This window comes from Chryseobacterium lacus (genome assembly GCF_003336205.1).
GTDB lineage: Bacteria > Bacteroidota > Bacteroidia > Flavobacteriales > Weeksellaceae > Chryseobacterium_A > Chryseobacterium_A lacus.
The window spans coordinates 113,641-132,517 of the sequence record NZ_QPIE01000007.1 but is presented as its reverse complement, the minus strand read 5'-3'; the positions used below and the strand labels follow the sequence as shown (position 1 = coordinate 132,517).

The 18,877-nt window shown below is 37.5% G+C and carries 19 protein-coding genes and 1 tRNA gene; 10 read left to right on the top strand and 10 right to left on the bottom strand.

Annotated elements, in window-relative coordinates; genetic code table 11:
• Positions 1-20: 20 nt before the first annotated feature.
• Both DQ356_RS10215 and DQ356_RS10210 read right to left on the bottom strand, forming a co-directional pair.
• On the bottom strand, positions 21-1,214 hold the full coding sequence (locus tag DQ356_RS10215; protein WP_185123782.1) for a site-specific integrase: 1,194 nt from the start codon (positions 1,212-1,214) through the stop codon (positions 21-23).
• A 184-nt stretch (positions 1,215-1,398) separates the two neighbouring features.
• Positions 1,399-1,471, bottom strand: a tRNA-Met gene (locus DQ356_RS10210).
• Positions 1,472-1,561: 90 nt separating this feature from the next.
• Between DQ356_RS10210 and DQ356_RS10205 the strand changes: the two genes are divergently transcribed.
• The 3 genes from DQ356_RS10205 to prmC are packed head-to-tail and all read left to right on the top strand — an operon-like array spanning position 1,562 to position 3,791.
• Positions 1,562-2,173 (top strand): L-threonylcarbamoyladenylate synthase, encoded by a 612-nt coding sequence (locus DQ356_RS10205; RefSeq protein WP_114304392.1) that lies wholly within the window; start codon positions 1,562-1,564, stop codon positions 2,171-2,173.
• A 14-nt stretch (positions 2,174-2,187) separates the two neighbouring features.
• Positions 2,188-2,946, top strand: a complete 759-nt coding sequence (gene yaaA / locus DQ356_RS10200) for a peroxide stress protein YaaA (RefSeq protein ID WP_114304391.1) — start codon at positions 2,188-2,190, stop codon at positions 2,944-2,946.
• Positions 2,943-3,791, top strand: a complete 849-nt coding sequence (gene prmC / locus DQ356_RS10195; RefSeq protein ID WP_114304390.1) for a peptide chain release factor N(5)-glutamine methyltransferase — start codon at positions 2,943-2,945, stop codon at positions 3,789-3,791. Before yaaA ends, prmC begins: the two co-directional genes overlap by 4 nt.
• A gap of 3 nt (positions 3,792-3,794) precedes the next feature.
• On the opposite strand, the gene DQ356_RS10190 is transcribed toward prmC, so the two are convergent.
• From DQ356_RS10190 to DQ356_RS10170, 6 genes are all read right to left on the bottom strand, one after another.
• Complete coding sequence (locus DQ356_RS10190) at positions 3,795-4,451, bottom strand: rhomboid family intramembrane serine protease (protein WP_114304389.1); 657 nt, start codon at positions 4,449-4,451, stop codon at positions 3,795-3,797.
• A 45-nt stretch (positions 4,452-4,496) separates the two neighbouring features.
• Positions 4,497-7,073, bottom strand: a complete 2,577-nt coding sequence (locus DQ356_RS10185; RefSeq protein ID WP_114304388.1) for a DNA gyrase/topoisomerase IV subunit A — start codon at positions 7,071-7,073, stop codon at positions 4,497-4,499.
• Between the two features lie 85 nt (positions 7,074-7,158).
• A complete protein-coding gene (locus DQ356_RS10180) occupies positions 7,159-9,057 on the bottom strand; it encodes a DNA topoisomerase IV subunit B (RefSeq protein ID WP_114304387.1) in 1,899 nt (632 codons plus the stop codon).
• A gap of 143 nt (positions 9,058-9,200) precedes the next feature.
• Positions 9,201-9,365: a hypothetical protein gene (locus DQ356_RS11240; RefSeq protein ID WP_166413103.1), complete on the bottom strand. Its 165-nt coding sequence runs from the start codon at positions 9,363-9,365 to the stop codon at positions 9,201-9,203.
• Between the two features lie 109 nt (positions 9,366-9,474).
• Entirely contained in the window at positions 9,475-10,251 is a 777-nt protein-coding gene (locus DQ356_RS10175; protein WP_114304386.1) for a TIGR00266 family protein, read from the bottom strand.
• Positions 10,252-10,343: 92 nt separating this feature from the next.
• Positions 10,344-11,207: a TraB/GumN family protein gene (locus DQ356_RS10170; RefSeq protein ID WP_114304385.1), complete on the bottom strand. Its 864-nt coding sequence runs from the start codon at positions 11,205-11,207 to the stop codon at positions 10,344-10,346.
• 243 nt (positions 11,208-11,450) lie between these two features.
• Here DQ356_RS10170 and DQ356_RS10165 point away from each other — a divergent pair, with 243 nt between their 5' ends.
• The 7 genes from DQ356_RS10165 (at position 11,451) to DQ356_RS10135 (ending at position 18,043) form a co-directional block, all read left to right on the top strand.
• On the top strand, positions 11,451-11,780 hold the full coding sequence (locus tag DQ356_RS10165; RefSeq protein ID WP_114304384.1) for a PadR family transcriptional regulator: 330 nt from the start codon (positions 11,451-11,453) through the stop codon (positions 11,778-11,780).
• A gap of 10 nt (positions 11,781-11,790) precedes the next feature.
• Positions 11,791-13,449 carry a PspC domain-containing protein gene (locus DQ356_RS10160; protein WP_114304383.1) on the top strand — a complete coding sequence of 553 codons (1,659 nt, stop codon included), beginning with the start codon at positions 11,791-11,793 and terminating at the stop codon, positions 13,447-13,449.
• A gap of 266 nt (positions 13,450-13,715) precedes the next feature.
• Positions 13,716-14,288 (top strand): 1-acyl-sn-glycerol-3-phosphate acyltransferase, encoded by a 573-nt coding sequence (locus tag DQ356_RS10155; RefSeq protein ID WP_114304382.1) that lies wholly within the window; start codon positions 13,716-13,718, stop codon positions 14,286-14,288.
• A 22-nt stretch (positions 14,289-14,310) separates the two neighbouring features.
• The gene (locus tag DQ356_RS10150; RefSeq protein WP_114304473.1) at positions 14,311-14,745 is read left to right on the top strand and encodes a PaaI family thioesterase; all 435 of its coding nucleotides are present in this window, start codon (positions 14,311-14,313) and stop codon (positions 14,743-14,745) included.
• A 373-nt stretch (positions 14,746-15,118) separates the two neighbouring features.
• Positions 15,119-16,207 carry an RNA polymerase sigma factor gene (locus DQ356_RS10145; protein ID WP_114304381.1) on the top strand — a complete coding sequence of 363 codons (1,089 nt, stop codon included), beginning with the start codon at positions 15,119-15,121 and terminating at the stop codon, positions 16,205-16,207.
• Between the two features lie 6 nt (positions 16,208-16,213).
• On the top strand, positions 16,214-17,014 hold the full coding sequence (locus DQ356_RS10140; protein ID WP_114304380.1) for a hypothetical protein: 801 nt from the start codon (positions 16,214-16,216) through the stop codon (positions 17,012-17,014).
• 42 nt (positions 17,015-17,056) lie between these two features.
• The gene (locus tag DQ356_RS10135) at positions 17,057-18,043 is read left to right on the top strand and encodes a chorismate-binding protein (RefSeq protein ID WP_114304379.1); all 987 of its coding nucleotides are present in this window, start codon (positions 17,057-17,059) and stop codon (positions 18,041-18,043) included.
• Here the strand turns inward: DQ356_RS10135 and DQ356_RS10130 are convergent.
• Both DQ356_RS10130 and DQ356_RS10125 read right to left on the bottom strand, forming a co-directional pair.
• Positions 18,033-18,227 (bottom strand): hypothetical protein, encoded by a 195-nt coding sequence (locus tag DQ356_RS10130; protein ID WP_114304378.1) that lies wholly within the window; start codon positions 18,225-18,227, stop codon positions 18,033-18,035. The two genes, DQ356_RS10135 and DQ356_RS10130, sit on opposite strands and share 11 nt — an antisense overlap.
• Positions 18,228-18,244: 17 nt before the next feature.
• Complete coding sequence (locus tag DQ356_RS10125) at positions 18,245-18,844, bottom strand: MarC family protein (protein ID WP_114304377.1); 600 nt, start codon at positions 18,842-18,844, stop codon at positions 18,245-18,247.
• Between the last annotated feature and the right edge of the window lie 33 nt (positions 18,845-18,877).

Below are 18,877 nucleotides of genomic sequence, written 5' to 3'. Positions count from 1 at the left end.
CTTTTCGTTTTTATGAAAATCTAATTTAATTTTTTATCCAAGTTTATCATCTGTTCACTTACCTTTCTCTGCACTACCTTTGCATAGTGCTTCTGAGTCACTCTAATATTAGAATGCCCTAAAAGCTCTGAGACTATTTCCATGGAAATATCATTATACAGCAATACAGTTGAAGCAAAAGTCTTTCTTGCCGTATGATGAGTAATTCTTTTTTTGATCCCCAGTATCTCAGCAATTTCTTTCAGGAATGAATTAAAGTGCTGATTGGAAATAACTGGTAGAATCTCAATATTCTGTTCATACTTTAAGAGAATATCCTCTGCTTTCCTGAGCAATGGAATGGTAAGAGTTTTCTTGGTCTTCTGTCTGTAGATTTGGATCCACTTTTTACCATCAAATCCCTGAATAATATTCTCATGTTTTAAAGATGCCATCTCCTGATAGGGCAAGCCTGTATAGCAGCAGAAAATAAACATATCTGCAACCTTCTGTAATCTTTCCTGACTGAAGCTATATTTCTCCATTAACTTTAACTCTTCTGTATTAAGATATATTACTTCTGTAATTATCTTTTTAGGACTGAAAAGTAAAAAAGGATCTCTCTCGAGAAACCCTTCTGCTAATGCTAGCTTAATGATCTTTCTCAATCTCTCAATATGCTTGTTGATGGTTACCTGTTTTAGCTTCTTTTCCACCTTCATATAGTAGTCAAAATCATGTAGAAACTTCATATTTAAATCTTTTAAGAGAATATTAGAGCTACCAATTTTATGCTTCATAAAAGATTTAATATGATTCTTGGATTCCTCAAATTTCTTGTAGGTAGATTCAGAATATTCTATACCAATGAGCTTTTTCATCCTTACATTATGTAGATTATAAGCTTCTAACAGAGATTTTTCAGTTCTGATATTCTCACCTTTGTATTGCAGATAAATATCCTCAACATCAAAAGTATCCTTCTGAATTTTGAGTATTAAAAAAGCCTGATTAACTTTTTGTCTTATCAGGCTTAGTTGGTTATTTAACACTTCATTTTCTGGAGAGAGTGCATGTGCTTTTTGCTTTTTAGAATTCCAATGATCAGGATTTATAAATAAACCTGTAGAAAATGGTTTTCTCAGTTTATGAAATGTAATTCTACACTCAATAGGACAAAACCCTTTTTCGTTAGTTCTGTTCCTTCTTAAAAGAAATAATATAGATAAATTCATAGGTTTAATGGGGCTTTAGGATGGTAACCTCGGATAAATTATGGTAACCTAAATGGTTGCCTCAAAATTATCCAAGATAACGTATAAATGAATAGATGAGAAAATTTCAGAATATGCTAAACCGCTATAAATAAGTAATTTACGCAATAAAAAAAAGAGAACCAAAATGATTCTCTTTGCTTAGTAGCGGGGACACGACTCGAACGTGCGACCTCCGGGTTATGAGCCCGACGAGCTACCTACTGCTCTACCCCGCGGTATTGTGATGCAAATATACAACAAAATTGTCTTTCTCCAAATTTATTCATAGAAATCTTTTATTCATCGTAATTTCATAACTTTGTGTCATGGCAAAAATTCTCAAAATATATCCGGATAATCCTCAGGAAAGTTTTATCGTTGAGGTAGTTAAGACATTGCAAAAAGGAGGTATCATCATCTATCCTTCAGATACTGTATACGCATTAGGCTGTGATATAAACAACATCAAAGCGATGGAAAAGCTGGCACACATCAAAAAAATGAAACTTGACAAAGCACAGTTCTCTATTATCTGCAACGATTTGAGCCATCTGTCAGATTTTACAAGACCTATCGACACGGCGGTGTTCAGGATTTTAAAAAATAATGTTCCCGGCCCGTTTACTTTTATTCTGGAAGCAAATAAAAATCTTCCCTTGGCTTACAAAGGAAAAAAAACCATCGGAATCCGGGTTCCTGATCATCCTGTTCCTCAATTGATAGTACAAAAACTCGGACATCCCATCGCTTCTACTTCCATAAAAGATGACGACGAAATTCTGGAGTATTCCACAGATCCTGAATTAATTGCAGAGAAGTATGATCATTTAGTTGATATCGTGATCGATTCGGGATATGGTGATAATATGGCTTCTACTATTGTTGACCTCACAAGTGGTGAGCCGGAAGTTCTTCGGGAAGGAAAAGGAGTGCTTTAATCAAAAACATTTTTATGAAAATTATTACTTCGCCAGCAAAATTAATGGACATTACCAGTACTGCTAAATTCCCGAGGACCACAACTCCAAAATTCATCAAAGAAGCAGAACTTATTCAATCTCACTTAAAGGAAAAAACACCGGAATTCCTGTCAGAAATGATGGAAATTTCTCCAAAACTTGCCGATGAAAACTGGCAACGCAACCAAGACTGGAAACCAAATCCTACAGCTAAGCACTCCTCTCCTGCTTTGTATGCCTTTACAGGTGAAGTCTATCGCGGGTTGGATGCCCAAACGCTTTCGGAAGATGCCGTCTCCTATCTTCAGAAAAACTACAGAATTTTATCCGGCCTTTACGGATTGCTGAAACCTTCTGATAAAATTATGCTCTACCGTCTGGAGATGGGCAGAAAATTTAAAATCCAGCAGTATTGGAATCTTTATGAATTTTGGAAAGATAAAATCACCAAACAACTGAACAGTGAATTGAAATCTAAAGAAATCATCCTGAATCTTGCCAGCGCAGAATACATCAAAGTTCTGGACAAGAAAAAACTAAAAGCTCCGATCATCAACTTCGATTTCTACGAAATGAAAAGCGGAAAACCCAAAACCATTGTAGTGTACACCAAACACGCAAGAGGCCTGATGGTACGATTTTGTGCAGAAAATAATGCAACAACTTTAGATGATGTGAAAGCATTCAATCTGGAAGGATATCGCATTAATGAAGAAATGTCCACACCTCAAAGACTGGTCTTCACAAGATGACATTGTCAGAATTAAAAAAGCATTTCCGTGAAGAACTTTCCGGTTTATATTCTGAAAGTGAAAGTGTTTTTTTGTGTTCTGTTTTTGTTCAGGAAACGATGGGTTTTGAACCGTATGATCAAAGGAAATTTGCGGATCAGAGATTGTCGGAAAGCGAAGAAAGCCAGTTTTCAGAAATCATTTCTGCATTAAGAACAGGAAAACCCTATCAACAGATTCTGGGAAAAACCGAATTTTTCAGACTTCAGTTTTTTGTAAATGAACAGGTGCTCATTCCGCGCCCGGAAACGGAGGAATTATTGGAATTTGCCATTCAGGAAATTAAAAAATCGAATCTTAAAGATCAGAATGTAAGGATTTTAGATATCGGAACCGGAAGCGGAATTATTCCCATTGTGCTGAAGAAACATTTTCCCGAAGCAGAAATTTCGGCGATTGATTATTCTGAAAAAGCACTGGAAGTGGCCAGAAGAAATGCCGTAATTCATCAGACTGACATTCATTTTTTTCATCAAAATTATCTTGAAGAAAACCTGAATCAGCAATACGACATCATTATTTCAAATCCACCTTATATCGGAATCGATGAGCAAGACCAAATTGAAATTTCAGTAATGGATTTTGAACCGAAACTGGCACTTTTTTCTCCGACTTCTGATGCTTTGATTTTTTATCGTAAAATTGCTGAAGACGCTCAACATCATCTCTCAGAAAACGGAATGATCTTTCTGGAAATCAATCAGAAACTGGGACAAGAAACGCTGGATCTTTTTAAAAAATTCACTGATAGACGATTAATAAAAGACTTATCCGGAAACGATAGGTTTGTTTATGTTTCCAAATAACCGCTATCCCATTCTCTTTTTCACAAAAACCATATAAGCCATATACAACAACGGAAGCGCCATGATACCGAGATAAAGTGCATTCTCAATCGCTCTTTCCGGCTGTAATGCAACCGCAAAAACCAACCCGAAAAAAGCTCCACCCAAATGCGCAGCATGTCCGATATTATCGCCTTGTCGCGGATTCAGCATACTGTACACCGAATAGGAAAAATATAAAACTCCGAAAATATATCCGGGAATAGGAATGGGAATAAAAAAGAAATATATTCCCAAATCCGGAATCATAGCAATGGAAGTAAACAAAATTCCCGATACTCCTCCACTCGCTCCTATGGCTGAATACCAGGACTGATTCTGATAGAGATAAAGAGAGAATAGATTTCCCAGAATTATAGAACCAAAATACACCACAAGAAATCCGATTTCTCCGAAAACCTGTACTACGATAGGCCCGAAGAAATACAGCGTCATCATATTGAAAAGTAAATGCATCCAATCTCCGTGAAGAAAACCCGCAGAAACGAGGCGGATATATTCCTTTCTGTTTTTAATCGCGCCAACATTGAATTTGTACTTTTCAAAAACCGAAATATTCTGGAAAGCAACATAACTAATTAGAGCAGTGGCGGCGATAACGATGAGCAATATAAAATTCATTTATTGTTTTTTAATGTTTAAATAATAGAAGAAATTTGACAAAATTTATTCATCAAAAAGGCTTCCTATGGTTCCTTCTTCCGAGATTTCGTCTGTAGAATTGGTCAGTTCGGGTGATTCTTCCTCTTCAGAAATCTCTTCTTCTTCAGGTTCCGGAACGGTGATATTAATGGTTTTCACCTTATTTTTTGTCAGCTGATTTCCGATCGCTTTGATGCCTTTTATGGAAATAAATTCATCAATATTGATAATTTCCGGATCCTTTTCTTTTCCTTTTTCTTTGGCAAAAATTAGTTCAGCAGTTGCCTGATCTGCAGTTAAAACCAACTCTATAAATGATTTCGGGTGTTCTGAAGGCATGAAAATCTGCACATTATTCGTGGCTTCCAACAGGAAACGTTTGATGTAATAAATTTCCTTCTCTCCATCGAAATAAATACAGGTAACAGACTGTTCGGGATTCCATTTTTCGAGGATTAAATATTCGTCATCGAAACGGTTCATCAAATCGAAAGAAACCAGTTTTGCTTCACCGTTCGCATTGATGGTCAATATTTTATCGTCTCCTTTAAAATTCCCAAGAAAAGTTCCGCGTGCATCCACATTCAATCGGCGAACCGTTTCATCGAACCAGATTTTTCTTGGAGCCAAAGTGGAAACGCCCTGCTCTTTCAAATCAACTTTTTTCACTGCATATTTTGTGACAAGATTTCCCCGGGAATTCCGCCCTTTGATGGCCAGGTCAGAAAAATCAATGTCAATTCTTGGCTTCCGAATTCTGGCATTTTGTTTCAGTAAAACACTCACCAGTTCGGCTTCACCGTTGGGGTTGGCCGAAAAATAAAGTACTTCCGAACCTTTTTTATCTGAAGCTAAAGGATAATCTGTATTTCTGGTAACGGCGGTCACGGAGAATCTTTTCATGTAATACGGCCCGTCTTTTCCTTCACGGTAAATCATGTTATAAACAGTTCGCGAATCGCCCTTTTTCCAAATGGCTACGTGCAGAATATCTTTCCCGATAAAGGTTTTGGCTTCCACTTTTACTACCTTCATCGTACCGTCTTTGCGGAAAATAATGATATCATCAATATCAGAACAGTCGAAAAGATATTCATCTTTTTTCAGGGAAGTTCCGATGAAGCCTTCTTCGCGGTTCACGTAGAATTTTTCGTTGGCAACAGCTACTTTGGTCGCATCGATGTTGTCAAAAATTCTGATTTCAGTTTTTCTTTCTTTATCCTTGCCGTATTTTTTCTGAATATTCGTGTAATAATCGATAGCGTAAGGAATAAGATGTTCCAGATTGTATTTGCATTTGGCAATGCGGTCTTCCAGCGAAGCAATCGTTTCTTTGAATTTATCAAGATCGAAGCGCGAAATTCTTTTGATGCGGATTTCTGTCAATTTCACGATATCTTCCTCCGTTACTGCTCTCAAAAGATGTGTGGTGTGCGGTTTTAAACCTTCATCGATGGTAGTAAGTACTTCTTCCCAAGATTTTACTTCTTCGATATCGTGATAAATTCTGTTTTCGATAAAAATACGTTCCAGAGAAGCAAAATGCCAGCTTTCCTGAAGCTCGTGAAGTTCAATTTCAAGTTCTTTTTTAAGTAGAGAAACGGTATGATCCGTATTCATTCTCAGAATTTCCGAAACCGAAAGGAACATCGGCTTGTTGCCCACAATCACACACGCATTCGGCGAAATAGAAACCTGGCAATCGGTGAATGCATATAAGGCATCTATCGTTTTATCGGGCGATACATCGTTATGAAGATGAATCAGGATTTCAACTTTATCGGAAGTGTTGTCTTCTATTTTCTTGATTTTGATCTTTCCTCTTTCCGTTGCTTTTACAATACTGTCGATGATTTCACCGGTGTTTTTGGAGTAAGGCAGTTCGGTAATTACTAGCGTATTTTTATCTTTCTGAATAATTCTGGCTCTGGCACGAACTCTGCCGCCGCGCTCGCCGTCGTTGTATTCAGCAACATCCAACATTCCGCCCGTAATAAAATCCGGAAACACCTGAAATTTCTTTCCTTTCAAATGTAAAATGGAGGCGTGAATCAGTTCATTGAAATTATGCGGAAGAATTTTGGTTGAAAGACCTACCCCAATTCCTTCCACACCTTGTGCGAGGAGCAGCGGAAACTTCACGGGTAAATCAATCGGTTCGTTATTTCTACCGTCGTAAGATTTTACCCAATCGGTAGTTTTCGGATTGAAAACCACTTCCAAAGCGAAAGGCGTCAATCGCGCTTCGATGTAACGTGCTGCAGCAGCAGAATCGCCGGTATAAATATTTCCCCAGTTTCCCTGAGCATCAATCAAAAGTTCCTTTTGGCCAATCTGAACCATGGCGTCTGTAATAGACGCATCACCATGTGGATGGTACTTCATGGTATTCCCGACAATATTGGCCACTTTATTGTAACGCCCGTCTTCCAGTTCCCGCATGGAATGCATGATTCTGCGCTGCACCGGCTTGAAACCGTCGTAAACGGAAGGTATGGCCCGATCCAGGATAACGTATGACGCATAATCCAAAAACCAGTCTCTGTACAGTCCCGAAACTTTCTTTAAACTCTCTCCTTCGTGTAGATGTTCTTCTGTCATTTATTCAATCTGCATCTTATGCAGGCTTCTTATTCTTTAATTTTAGAAATATTATCCGTGATTTCAATTTAAATTTGGTCCCTATTTAGACTTCAACTTCTTCCAGTTTTTGTTTTTGATCAATATCAAGATTTTCCACCACTAAATTCTGAAGAATAAAAGTTTGTCGGTCGGGAGTATTTTTTCCCATGTAAAATTCAAGCAGCTGTTCAATCGTCTGATCTTTTCCCAAAACAACAGGCTCCAGACGGATATCTTTTCCAATGAAGTGTTTGAATTCATCCGGCGAAATTTCTCCTAATCCTTTGAATCGGGTTATTTCCGGGTTTTTTCCCAATTCATTCAATGCTTTGATTCTTTCTGCATCACTATAACAATACCGCGTTTCCTTTTTATTCCTGACTCTAAAAAGCGGTGTCTGGAGAATATAAAGGTGTCCGTTTTTAATTAAATCCGGGAAAAATTGCAGGAAAAATGTGATCATCAGCAAGCGAATATGCATTCCGTCCACATCGGCATCAGTAGCAATAATCACTTGGTTGTAACGTAAATCTTCTAAAGAATCTTCAATATTTAAAGCGGCTTGTAATAAATTAAATTCTTCGTTTTCATAGACAACTCGTTTTGTTAATCCGTAGGAATTCAGCGGTTTACCACGGAGTGAGAACACTGCCTGAGTCTCAACATCTCTTGATTTTGTGATGGAACCTGATGCGGAATCGCCCTCAGTAATAAAAATTTGAGATTCGGCTTTTCGGGAAGCTTTCTGATCGTTGTAATGCTGACGGCAATCGCGAAGTTTCTTATTGTGAAGCGATACTTTCTTTGCTCTTTCCCGTGCGAGTTTTTGGATTCCTGAAAGTTCCTTACGTTCCCTTTCGGAAATCAGAATTTTTCTCTGAATGGCTTCGGCAACTTCCGGGTTTTTATGAAGATAGTTGTCAAGCTTACCTTTCATGTAATTGATCATGAAAGTTTTGATGGTTTCCAGTTCGTTTCCGTTCTTATCCTGTCCCATCGTGGAGGAACCGAGTTTGGTTTTGGTCTGCGATTCAAAAACAGGATTTCCGATATTGATATACACTGCGCCAATAATGGCTTTTCGGATATCTGCCGCTTCAAAATTCTTACCGTAAAATTCGCGGATGGTTTTCACATAGGCTTCTTTGAAGGCGTTCAGGTGCGTTCCTCCCTGCGAAGTATACTGTCCGTTGACAAATGAAAAATAGGTTTCCGATTGCGATTTATCGGAATGTGTAATGGCAATTTCCATATCTTCGTCTTTGATATGGATAATCGGATAAACGATTTCGCTGTCTATTTCTTCCTCCAAAAGGTCTTTGAGGCCGTTTTGAGATTCAAAAACTTCACCGTTATAATAGATTTTTAAACCCAGATTGAGGTAGCTGTAATTACGCAGCATCCTTTCCACATATTCGCTGCGGAACTTGTAATTAATGAAAATAGTTTCATCAGGAATGAAGGTGATTTCAGTACCGTTGCGCTCAGTGGTTTCTGCTTCATCATGAAGCTCTATAAGTTTTCCATCCTGAAATTCGGCACGCCGCATTTTGCCTTCTCTTACGGATTTCACCTGGAAATATTCAGAGAGAAAATTCACCGCTTTGGTACCAACACCATTCAGTCCGATGGATTTTTTGAAGGCACCGTCATCATATTTTCCACCCGTATTCATGATGGAAACTACTTCCACGATTTTCCCCAATGGAATTCCACGTCCGTAATCACGAATCACGACTCTGCCGTCTTTGATCTTGACTTCGATTTTTTTTCCATATTTCATCCGGAATTCATCGATGGAATTATCAATCACTTCCTTTAATAAAATGTAGATTCCGTCGTCACTTGCAGAACCGTCGCCCAGTTTCCCGATGTACATTCCGGGACGGAGCCGAACGTGCTCGCGCGGTTCCAACGTTTTTATATTGTCTTCGTTATACTGAACTGTAGTGTTTTCGTTCATAAATTCTTTTCTCCCTATATAAATCAATAACCTACAAATATAGCGAAAAGCCACTGTGTATACAATTTTGTGGAAAAATTTTAGTAGGTGTATGTGTTGATTTTAACACCCAATATTCTCAATGATAGGAACAAAATCAAAAATCATCTCAGCAGGAAATAGTAAAAAGCAATCCATACCAGGATAAAAAATAAACCGGGAAACAATACTGCTCTCAGTTTTGTCCTGTCTTTTTTGATGATCAGCAAATAAAGAATATATCCGATGAAAACTACGGTCAATAATATGGGAACAACGACAAAACTCATGATGATGGATTTAAATGGTTGATGGCTTCTTCCAAAGATAATATTAATTATGGAAAAAACAGGCTTTTATAATGAAAAAAACAGGCCTGAGCCTGCATATATTTTCTGATTAATCGCCGTCCAGCATTCTTCCTAATCCACCAAGAAGACTGCCTTCTTCTCCTTTTTTAGAAGTTCCGAACTGTAAAATTCTTCCGGCCAATCTTGAAATAGGAAGTGTCTGAATCCAAACCTTCCCGGGCCCGCGAAGTTGTGCGAAAAACAATCCTTCACCTCCGAAAACGGTATTTTTAATTCCTCCTACAAACTGAATATCATAACTTACATTTTGGGTGAAAGCTACGACACATCCTGTGTCTACTTTTAAAATTTCTCCGGGTTGCAGTTCTTTTTCAATAACATGCCCGCCGCTGTGCACAAAAGTCATTCCATCGCCTTCCAGTTTCTGCATAATGAATCCTTCGCCACCGAAAAGCCCTGTTCCCAGTTTTTTCTGAAATTCGATACCAACAGAAACTCCTTTTGCAGCGCAAAGAAAAGCATCTTTTTGACAAATAATTTTGCCTCCCAGTTCGGAAAGATCCATTGCAATAATTTTTCCAGAATAAGGCGCGGCGAAAGTAACGTGTTTTTTTCCGTGAGAACTGTTGGTAAAAACGGTCATAAAAAGATTTTCGCCTGTTAAGAGCCGCTTTCCTGCGGAAAAAAGTTTTCCAATCAGTCCTTTTTCGTTTCCGTCCCCGAACATGGTTTGCATCTGTATTCCCTCCGTCATCATCATAAAACTTCCCGGTTCAGAAATCACACTTTCCTGCGGATCCAGTTCTATTTCTACACACTGCATCTCTTCGCCGTAGATTTTGTAATCAATCTCGTGGTTATTCATTTGTTTTGATTTTGATAATAAGTATTATTTTTCGGCCTCAAGTTACATTTTAGAAAAATTTTTAAACGCCTGAAAGTCATGAAAATGACGATTTAATCCGTTACTGGCCTTACCTGATAACCGTTTTTGCGAAGAAGGCTGATGATTCCGTGTTCTCCGGTAAGATGTCCTGCACCTACAGCAAAAAATACAGATTTTTCCTTCAGCAGTTGCGGGATTTTTTTCATCCATTGTAGGTTTCTGTCATTCAGCAAAATTTTCTTCTGATTTTCCGACATACTTTCAGATTCTTTAAAAAAACGTCCCAGTTGCTCCATGTCTTCGCTCAAATATACCTTCAGCATCAGTTGCGTTTCCTCTTTATTTCTGGCAGCATTTTCTATCATACTGATAATCTCTTTCTTGGTAAGAAATTTCTGAAAAACCTGCACCTGATCTTTTACACTCTCTAAGCCTGTGATTTCTTTTCCCATAGATAAAGCCGACTGCATGAGTTCCAGATCGATCATTTTCAATTCGTTTTGTGGGCATTCAAAAGATTTAACGGAAATCATAGAATACAGCGCAATGGGCGAAAGTTGTGCAATTTCATCCAGGTTGTACTCCAAACTTTCCAAAGCCTTTGTCACTCTTTTTATTTCTTCTTCAGTGAAATTTTCTGTCCATTTTTTATCACTTACCAACATATTTTGCATTTCCAACATGGCATTCGGATCGCTGAAATTTATTTCCATTGCAAAATGGTCGGTACTTGAAAGTGCTTTTTGAACTTTCTTGGGAATCCGGAAATCGTCTTTGCACATCATGTGAAAAGTTCCGAAAAGATAAGACGGTTTCTCGGAACCTTTTCCGGTAACTTCCCACAGCAGCGAATTTTTATCGCCCGCTTCCTGAGCTTTGTAAGTGATTGGCAATACTAATAATGCGGCTAAAAAGCCTGTTAGAAATTTCTTCATTATTCTTTTAAATTTAATTGTCTGAAAAGTAGTGAAATTTATGGTAAAACTAAAATGCTTTTTCAACTAAAATTTTTATGACTGATAATCAATATTTTAGAATTTATTTTAACACTAATTTACTACTTTGTATTGCATAATACTAAACTATTTACATATCTTTGTATCATAAAGTTGAAAAGGCTTTGGCCAGATCAGTTAAATTTAATTTGAAATGAACACCTCAATCATAATATATCACCCATGAACACAGAAAATACAAAAGCGCAAATGCGCAAAGGAATTCTGGAATTCTGCATTCTGAGTCTCATCAGCCACAAAGAAATGTATGTTTCTGACCTGATGCAAGAACTGAAAAACGGAAAACTGGATGTAGTGGAAGGAACGCTTTATCCCCTGCTTACCCGACTGAAAAACGGCGAATTTCTTTCCTACAGATGGGAAGAATCTACCGGAGGCCCGCCACGGAAATATTATCAAATTACCGAAAAGGGAAAACTTTTTTTGAATGAACTTCAGAATACCTGGAATGAACTGACCAATTCTGTACACCAAATCACTAAACAATACTAACAAAAAAACTATGAACAAGACATTATCCATAGGACTTGCAGGCTTTTCTTTCATTATTGAGGAACACGCCTACATTAAGCTCAGCGATTATCTGGCAGCGCTCCGAAATTCACTAGACGCTGCGGAAGCTGATGAAGTAATGCACGATATTGAAATCAGAATGGTTGAAATCTTCAAAGATTCTTTAGGAAAAAGAGAAGTGATCAAAGATACTGATGTAGAAGTTGTTATCAACCAAATCGGGAGACCGGAGCAAATTGAAGAACAAGAAGAAGCTTATTTTTCGGAAACCACCAAACAACGCAGAAACAGCGGATCATACGGACAGCGCCAGCTTTTTCGTGATCCGGAAAGACAGAAAATTGCGGGCGTCTGCGCAGGTTTAGCACATTATACCGGAATGGATATTTCTCTAATGCGAGCTATTTGGCTGGGTATCGCTATGCTGGGAATTTTCACTGAAGCCATTAGTACTTCGCTGATTATTGTCCTATATATTATTCTGTGGATTGTACTTCCAAAAGCAGAAACGGCAGCGGATTTTCTGAAAATGAAAGGGAAAGCAATGAACTTCGGAAATCTGAAAGAAGAATCCACCAAGATAGTACAGTTTGCCAACGAATCTTCCCAGCGTGTCGGAGAAATTTATACGGAAAGTAAGCCGTACATTCATAAAGCAGGAAGCGGAATCATGAACTTGATACGCTATATTTTGGGAAGTATTTTCGCTATTATGGGCATCACGATGTTGATTGGTGCCTTTGCGATCTTCGGATTTTATGACAACAGCAATGTAGATTTTATGGGAAATATCGGCTTTTATTTGAAAGATAACCGTCTCGGATTTCTCGCCATTGCTTTTGCATTTCTAAGTGCTTTTATTCCGGCTTTAATCTTCGTTTTTCTCGCTATCAAGTTGCTTTCGCCGAGAACACGGCTGAACTATATCGGATATGTATTCGCAGGACTTGTTTTATTATGGCTTGGGCTGCTTGGTTTCATTGGATATGCTGCCATAAAACAGGGGACGATGTATTCCGGACATAATGAAGAAACGGAAAATGTCGCGATTAACACCGTTTCCGACAGTCTTTATATTGATATTAAAAAAGTACAGATTCCACAGAATTTTAAGTCGTATTGGGAAGATGTGTATTCAGACGGCAAAACCATCTATAAGCAGGATTATATCAACGTTGATGTAAAAAGAGAAGACATCAGTGCGCCTTATCTGATTCTTAAGAAGCGAGCCGATGGTTATAATCTGCCATTGCAACTACAAATTCCTCTCGAAATTAAGGAAAATAGAATTCTGTTTCCCAATTATATCATCTACGATTATAAAAACCGTTTCAGAGATTACCGGATTGATTATGAATTGGTAGTTCCAAAAAACACGACCATCATAAAAGCCAAGGTACACGGAATTTATCTGAATGATGATCGTGATGATGAGGACGCGCAATATGGAAATTCATCCAATACATCCGGAACCGCCATTGCCTACAGTTCTGAAAACAAAGACAGCGTAGAAATCAACGGCAAAAGATATCCAAAACAGATCGCAGAAAAAATGTTGGATTCGATGGATGTGAAAATTGATAACCTTAGAAATGTGAATATCAACATCAAAGACGGTAAAAAAGAAATTTCCATTAAAACTGAATAAAAATGATTTGCAGAACGGGTGGTTTTATCCGAGTTCAGGTTTCCATCCGTTCCTTTTCACAAAAAATAATTTTATATTTTTGAGATTCAATAAAATAATCGTAAATTCGTAACTCCAAAAAACATTAAATATTATGGTACAGCTCATTCTCGACATCGTCATGAAAGCAATAGATTTCATCAGCAGTTTATTTTAGTACGTCAATATTTCAGTATATTTGTAAAGTATAACCCCTTCGGTTATACTTTTTTAATTTTATCAGCATCATGAAAAAACTGATCGGCAAGCTGGCCCTGAAACTGCTGGGATGGAAAATAATACTTCACGGTGACAAAGACGTCCTGAACCGCTGCGTTCTGGTGGTAGCTCCGCATACCCACAATATGGAATATATTCTGGGAAACTTTGCTTATTGGGCATTAGATAAGCCTTTAAAAATCATCATTAAAAATTCTCATACAAAAGCCTGGTATGGCAGCGTGGTAAAGGGGCTTGGTGGAATTGGGATCGACAGATCTCAGAAAAATGACCTTGTCAATTTCATTTCGAAAGAATTTGAAAAAGAAGATTTCAGTCTCGTTATCACTCCAGAAGGCACCAGAAGTTGGGTGCCCAAATGGAGAAAAGGGTTCTATCATATCGCAATGAAAACCAAAGTTCCTATCGTTCTTGCCGCAGGAGATTTTAAAAGAAATCTTCTTTACCTGGGAAAAACCATTACGTATGAAGAATTTTCAATGATGACTTATGAAGAAATTTTAAAAAAAATAAGCGACTATTATCTTCAATACGATATTACTCCCAAAATTCCTGAAAACTGGAATCCTGATATTCAGTAGATTAACATACATTAAAATGGAAATGGAACAAAAAAAGAAAAAAGAAATATTAGACAGGCTCAACTTCTGGGGCAAAGAAACTTTGGGAAAAACCCTCGATATTATTTTTACCGATGTGGATGATGAATCCCTGACTGCTACCATGCCTGTTTCCCCGAAAGTTCATCAGCCTTACGGAATTCTCCACGGTGGCGCCAGTGTAGCTTTGGCTGAAACCTTGGGCTCGTGTCTTTCCGTTTTACACGTAGATACTGAGAAATTTGCGCCTGTTGGAACCAATATCAATTCCAATCATTTGCGGTCTATCCGCACCGGTACCGTCACCGGAAAAGCAACATTTATAAGAAAAGGCAATACTTTACATGTCTCTCAAATTGAAATACGCGACGAAAAAGGCCATCTCATTAATCATACCACGATGACCAATAGCATTATTCCGCACAGCAAGTTGAATTAGTGACAAAAAAAATAAGTGCATAAGTACCTGTCAATCAGACAGGTTTTTTTAAATTATAGGAGAAAAAAATACTGCTAAAAAAAAATTGAAAAAAAAAGTAAAAAAAAGTGCAACCTTTTGGAAAAATTGCATCTTATATATGAATCAAAAAATACGTTGAACTTTTTCATAACAAATTTTTAAAGACTTTTCATTTAGGCAGTATTAATATTAAATTTTTTGATGATGGCGGAGTCCATTTTTGACTCCGCTTTTTTAAATAAAAATTAATTGATTCATTTTGAATGTGTGATAAACGGATAACCTTTTCTAAAAATAAAGCTATCTTTATAACGGAATTGTAAGCAAAACAGCTGCTTCAGGACTAAAGACAATGCAGAATAAAATAAACTGGAACAGTATTTACCTTGAATATTCCCCATCACTTTTGGGAATATGCCGGAGATATGTTCAGGATGAAGCTACTGCAGAAGATATTGTACAGGATAGTTTCTTAGCGGCTATTCAGAAACAGAAGCAATTACGGGACAAGATAACCCTATTTGCATGGCTCAAAAAAATAGTGGTGAACAATGCACTGATGCATTTAAGAAACAGCAATGAATCACTTTTTGTAAATACAGAATATCAGGAAATTCCAGACAACACGTCGCTTATGACACCAATAACTGAAGAAAACAACCTCATTTTGGAATACGATTTCACTACCGAAGAGATTCTATGGTCCATAGATCAACTTCCGGCTCACCACCGGTCGGTATTTAATCTGTATTACCTCGAAAACAATTCTCACGCACAAATTGCAGATTCGTTGGGAATCAATGTCAATACGTCGAAATCGCATCTCGCGCGTGCAAAAAAAGCAATTCAGAAACATTTATTATCTAAAACTGACGGAAAAACGACTTCTAAGTTGCAGAAAAAAAGAATTCAAATCATGGTTTTCTTAGGATTTGGCAACATGCTTTGGGCTCAGGCGTTGCGCAGTAAATTTAAAAATTTTACGATACAACCCGAAAAATCTTTCGATTTATCCGATGCAGGATATTTCACTACGACTGGAATCTCAAGAAATTTCACTCCACAAAGTCTTTTCAACCGAATCTTGACTTTGCTCGTTTTCTTATCAGGAATTTTACTTTTTAACAATACAAACACCCAATTCAGACATACAGCTCCAACTTCGTCAGAAGATTTGGCTCAAAATCTCAAAATAGAAACGCCGGCTTCAGAAGTACGTGATTTTGAAATGACATCACCAATTGAAATTGAAAAACCTGCAGTTTCAGAGGAATTTAAAAAAGTTAAGCGTGAAGCTCCTCCTAAAATTCTGATTGCAGCAGCGGATCCAACTGAGGAAATTACTAAGCCAAGCCTTATAGATTCCGCAGATATAGAGAAAAAACCTGTGGTGATTGTGAAAAAAGTGGTGAAAAGAGTGAAGGTATACGTTGAAAAATAAATACCTGTGAAGAAATATTTACTTTTTTTTGTCCTTTTTATTTCTGCTTTTGCCTACACACAGGAAAATGACACGATTTACATTTACGAGGAAGTTATAGAATACGATACAGTTTTTGTGAAAAAATCTGGTGTTGTGATCAATCCTGCCGATCAGCGGCCAGGATACCGGAAAAGGACTTTCAGGCCAAATACGGATTTTTCATTTCTTTTATTGGGTGGTGTTAAACAAATCAGCAGTTTTCAGGCAGATCAGGCTGGCTACCAACGCGGTGCGGGAATCGGAGTTCTGTTGAGACGCAATGTTTTCACGCCGGAAATGTCCATTTCGCTAGGAATGCAGTTTTTTATGTGGCCGGAAAATCATCGAATCAAATCGGTGCCTGCACAGGAAAATACAGACGGAATTTATTTTAACAATCTTTCCAAACCTGCTAAATTTCTGTACTTTACAAACGAACACAACGAGATCAATGTACCGTTAAATTTCTATTATACTTGGAAAAATTTCTCACCCTATTTCGGTTTTTTTCTGAACTATACGACTTTCAAGATGCATTATGAAATCGAGTCGCGCACAATACCGAACCAGTCTTATGCTTTTGCCGCCAATCAGTATAATTTCGGCTACACCACGGGAATTCTCTATCAGAATAACCGATTTGGAATCAGCTTGGAATATCAGCATCATGAGTTTCTGAAAATGAATTTCTGGAACCGAAGCGCAGGAAATATTAACCTGAAATTCAAAGATGGTTTTCAGGATCATAAATTCCTGCTTGGAATTCACTTGTCGCTGGTAAAATAAGATGCGATAACTTTTGTAAATTTGCTGTTTATATAGCCAATTATGATTCTTTTCCGCTTTCCTTTCGGCGATGATTTCTATACCTTGAACAAAGATTCCGAAAATCCTGCGGTTCATTTTTTTCCATTTGATGAAGCCGAAACTATCAATTTTAAAGGAAGTATTGCGATTATTTCTGAAGAAAAAGTGATTTCCGATCCCTTATTTACTGACGAAATTAATAGTGTTATTCCAAAGAAATTTCAAAGAGAAAAGAAAGATCATTACATTCAAAAACTTCAGGAAGTCATTGCTTTTATCAAACAAAACCAACTTTCCAAACTCGTTATTTCACGAAGGAAAACAGTGGATTATTCTGTAATTTCTAGTGCTAAAAAACTGGATCTGTCATGTTCATTTCTGCAACTTTGCCAAAATTATCCTAACGCTTTTGTTTATCTTTTTCATCAGAACGGCATTTGTTGGATGGGTGCATTTTCAGAACTTCTGGGAAAATTCAACAAGAAAACTTCGGAATTTGAAACCATGAGCCTGGCCGGAACTTTACCAGTAAATGAAAACTGGACGTCCAAAGAAATTGAGGAACAATGGCCGGTGACAGACTATATCAGTACTATTCTGAAGAAATTTTCGGCAAACGTTCAGCAATCAGGAACGTACGATCACCATTCCGGTAATATTAAACATTTGCGAACGGATTTTAAAATGAAAACCGAGGCTCAATATCTTAATGAAATTATTTCCGAACTTCATCCTACGCCAGCTGTTTGTGGCATTCCAAAAGAGTTTTGTAAGAAAGCCATCTTAGGTTTTGAAGCCGTTCCACGTGAATTGTATTCCGGCTATATCCGCATCGAAACGGAAACGGAAATTCAGTTTTTTGTCAACTTGAGGTGTGCACAGTTTTTCAGAAATGGTGCTATTCTTTACGTTGGAGGTGGCATCACGGCCAAAAGTAATCCGGATGACGAATGGAGAGAAACGGAATTAAAATCGGAAGCTATTCTGAAAAATCTGGTTACTGCTTAACTTTCAATTTGCTCCAGATGTGCAGAATATACGTGCACAAAAGCCCGAATACTGAAGCGACAATAGAGAATATATAGATGGAGTTTTCTTCGCTCATCCAGTTTTCATTATAATTTATAGCGAAAATATTAAACCCTAAGAAGACAATGAAAATAACAAGAAATACTTTATAAATCGTTTGCATAACCGGTCTGTTTTTTTTTAAAAATGAATAGAGTTCTGAAACAGTTGCGCAAAGTTACTGGTAAATAATTTAATAGCGATGGCTAAAAGGATAATTCCGAAAACTTTTTCCACCACTTTCAGGGTTCCCTCTCCTATTTTCTTTTCCAGCCAATTCGACGATTTTAAAACAATATATACCAGAACAGTATTCAGAATGATGCCGACAATAATGTTAATATCATGATACTGAGCTTTTAACGAAAGTGTAGTGGTAAGCGTTCCTGCTCCTGCAATCAGAGGAAAAGCAATAGGAACAATAGACGCTGCTTTGGCTTCCGTATGACGCTGGATCTGAACACCCAAAATCATTTCCAAAGCAATAATGAAGATGACAAATGCACCAGCAATGGCGAAGGAGTTTACATCTACCCCGATGAAATTCAGAATTTTATTTCCCACGAACAGAAAAATTATCATCAAAATTCCCGCTACAACTGATGCTTTTTCTGCTTCAATTTGACCGAACTTCTGTTTCAAACTAACAATAATAGGAATAGAGCCAATAATATCAATCACAGCAAAAAGAACCATAAAACAGGTTAATACTTCTTTCCAGGAAAAATGTTCGAAAATCATATCAATTAATAATTCCGCAAAATTATGAATTAT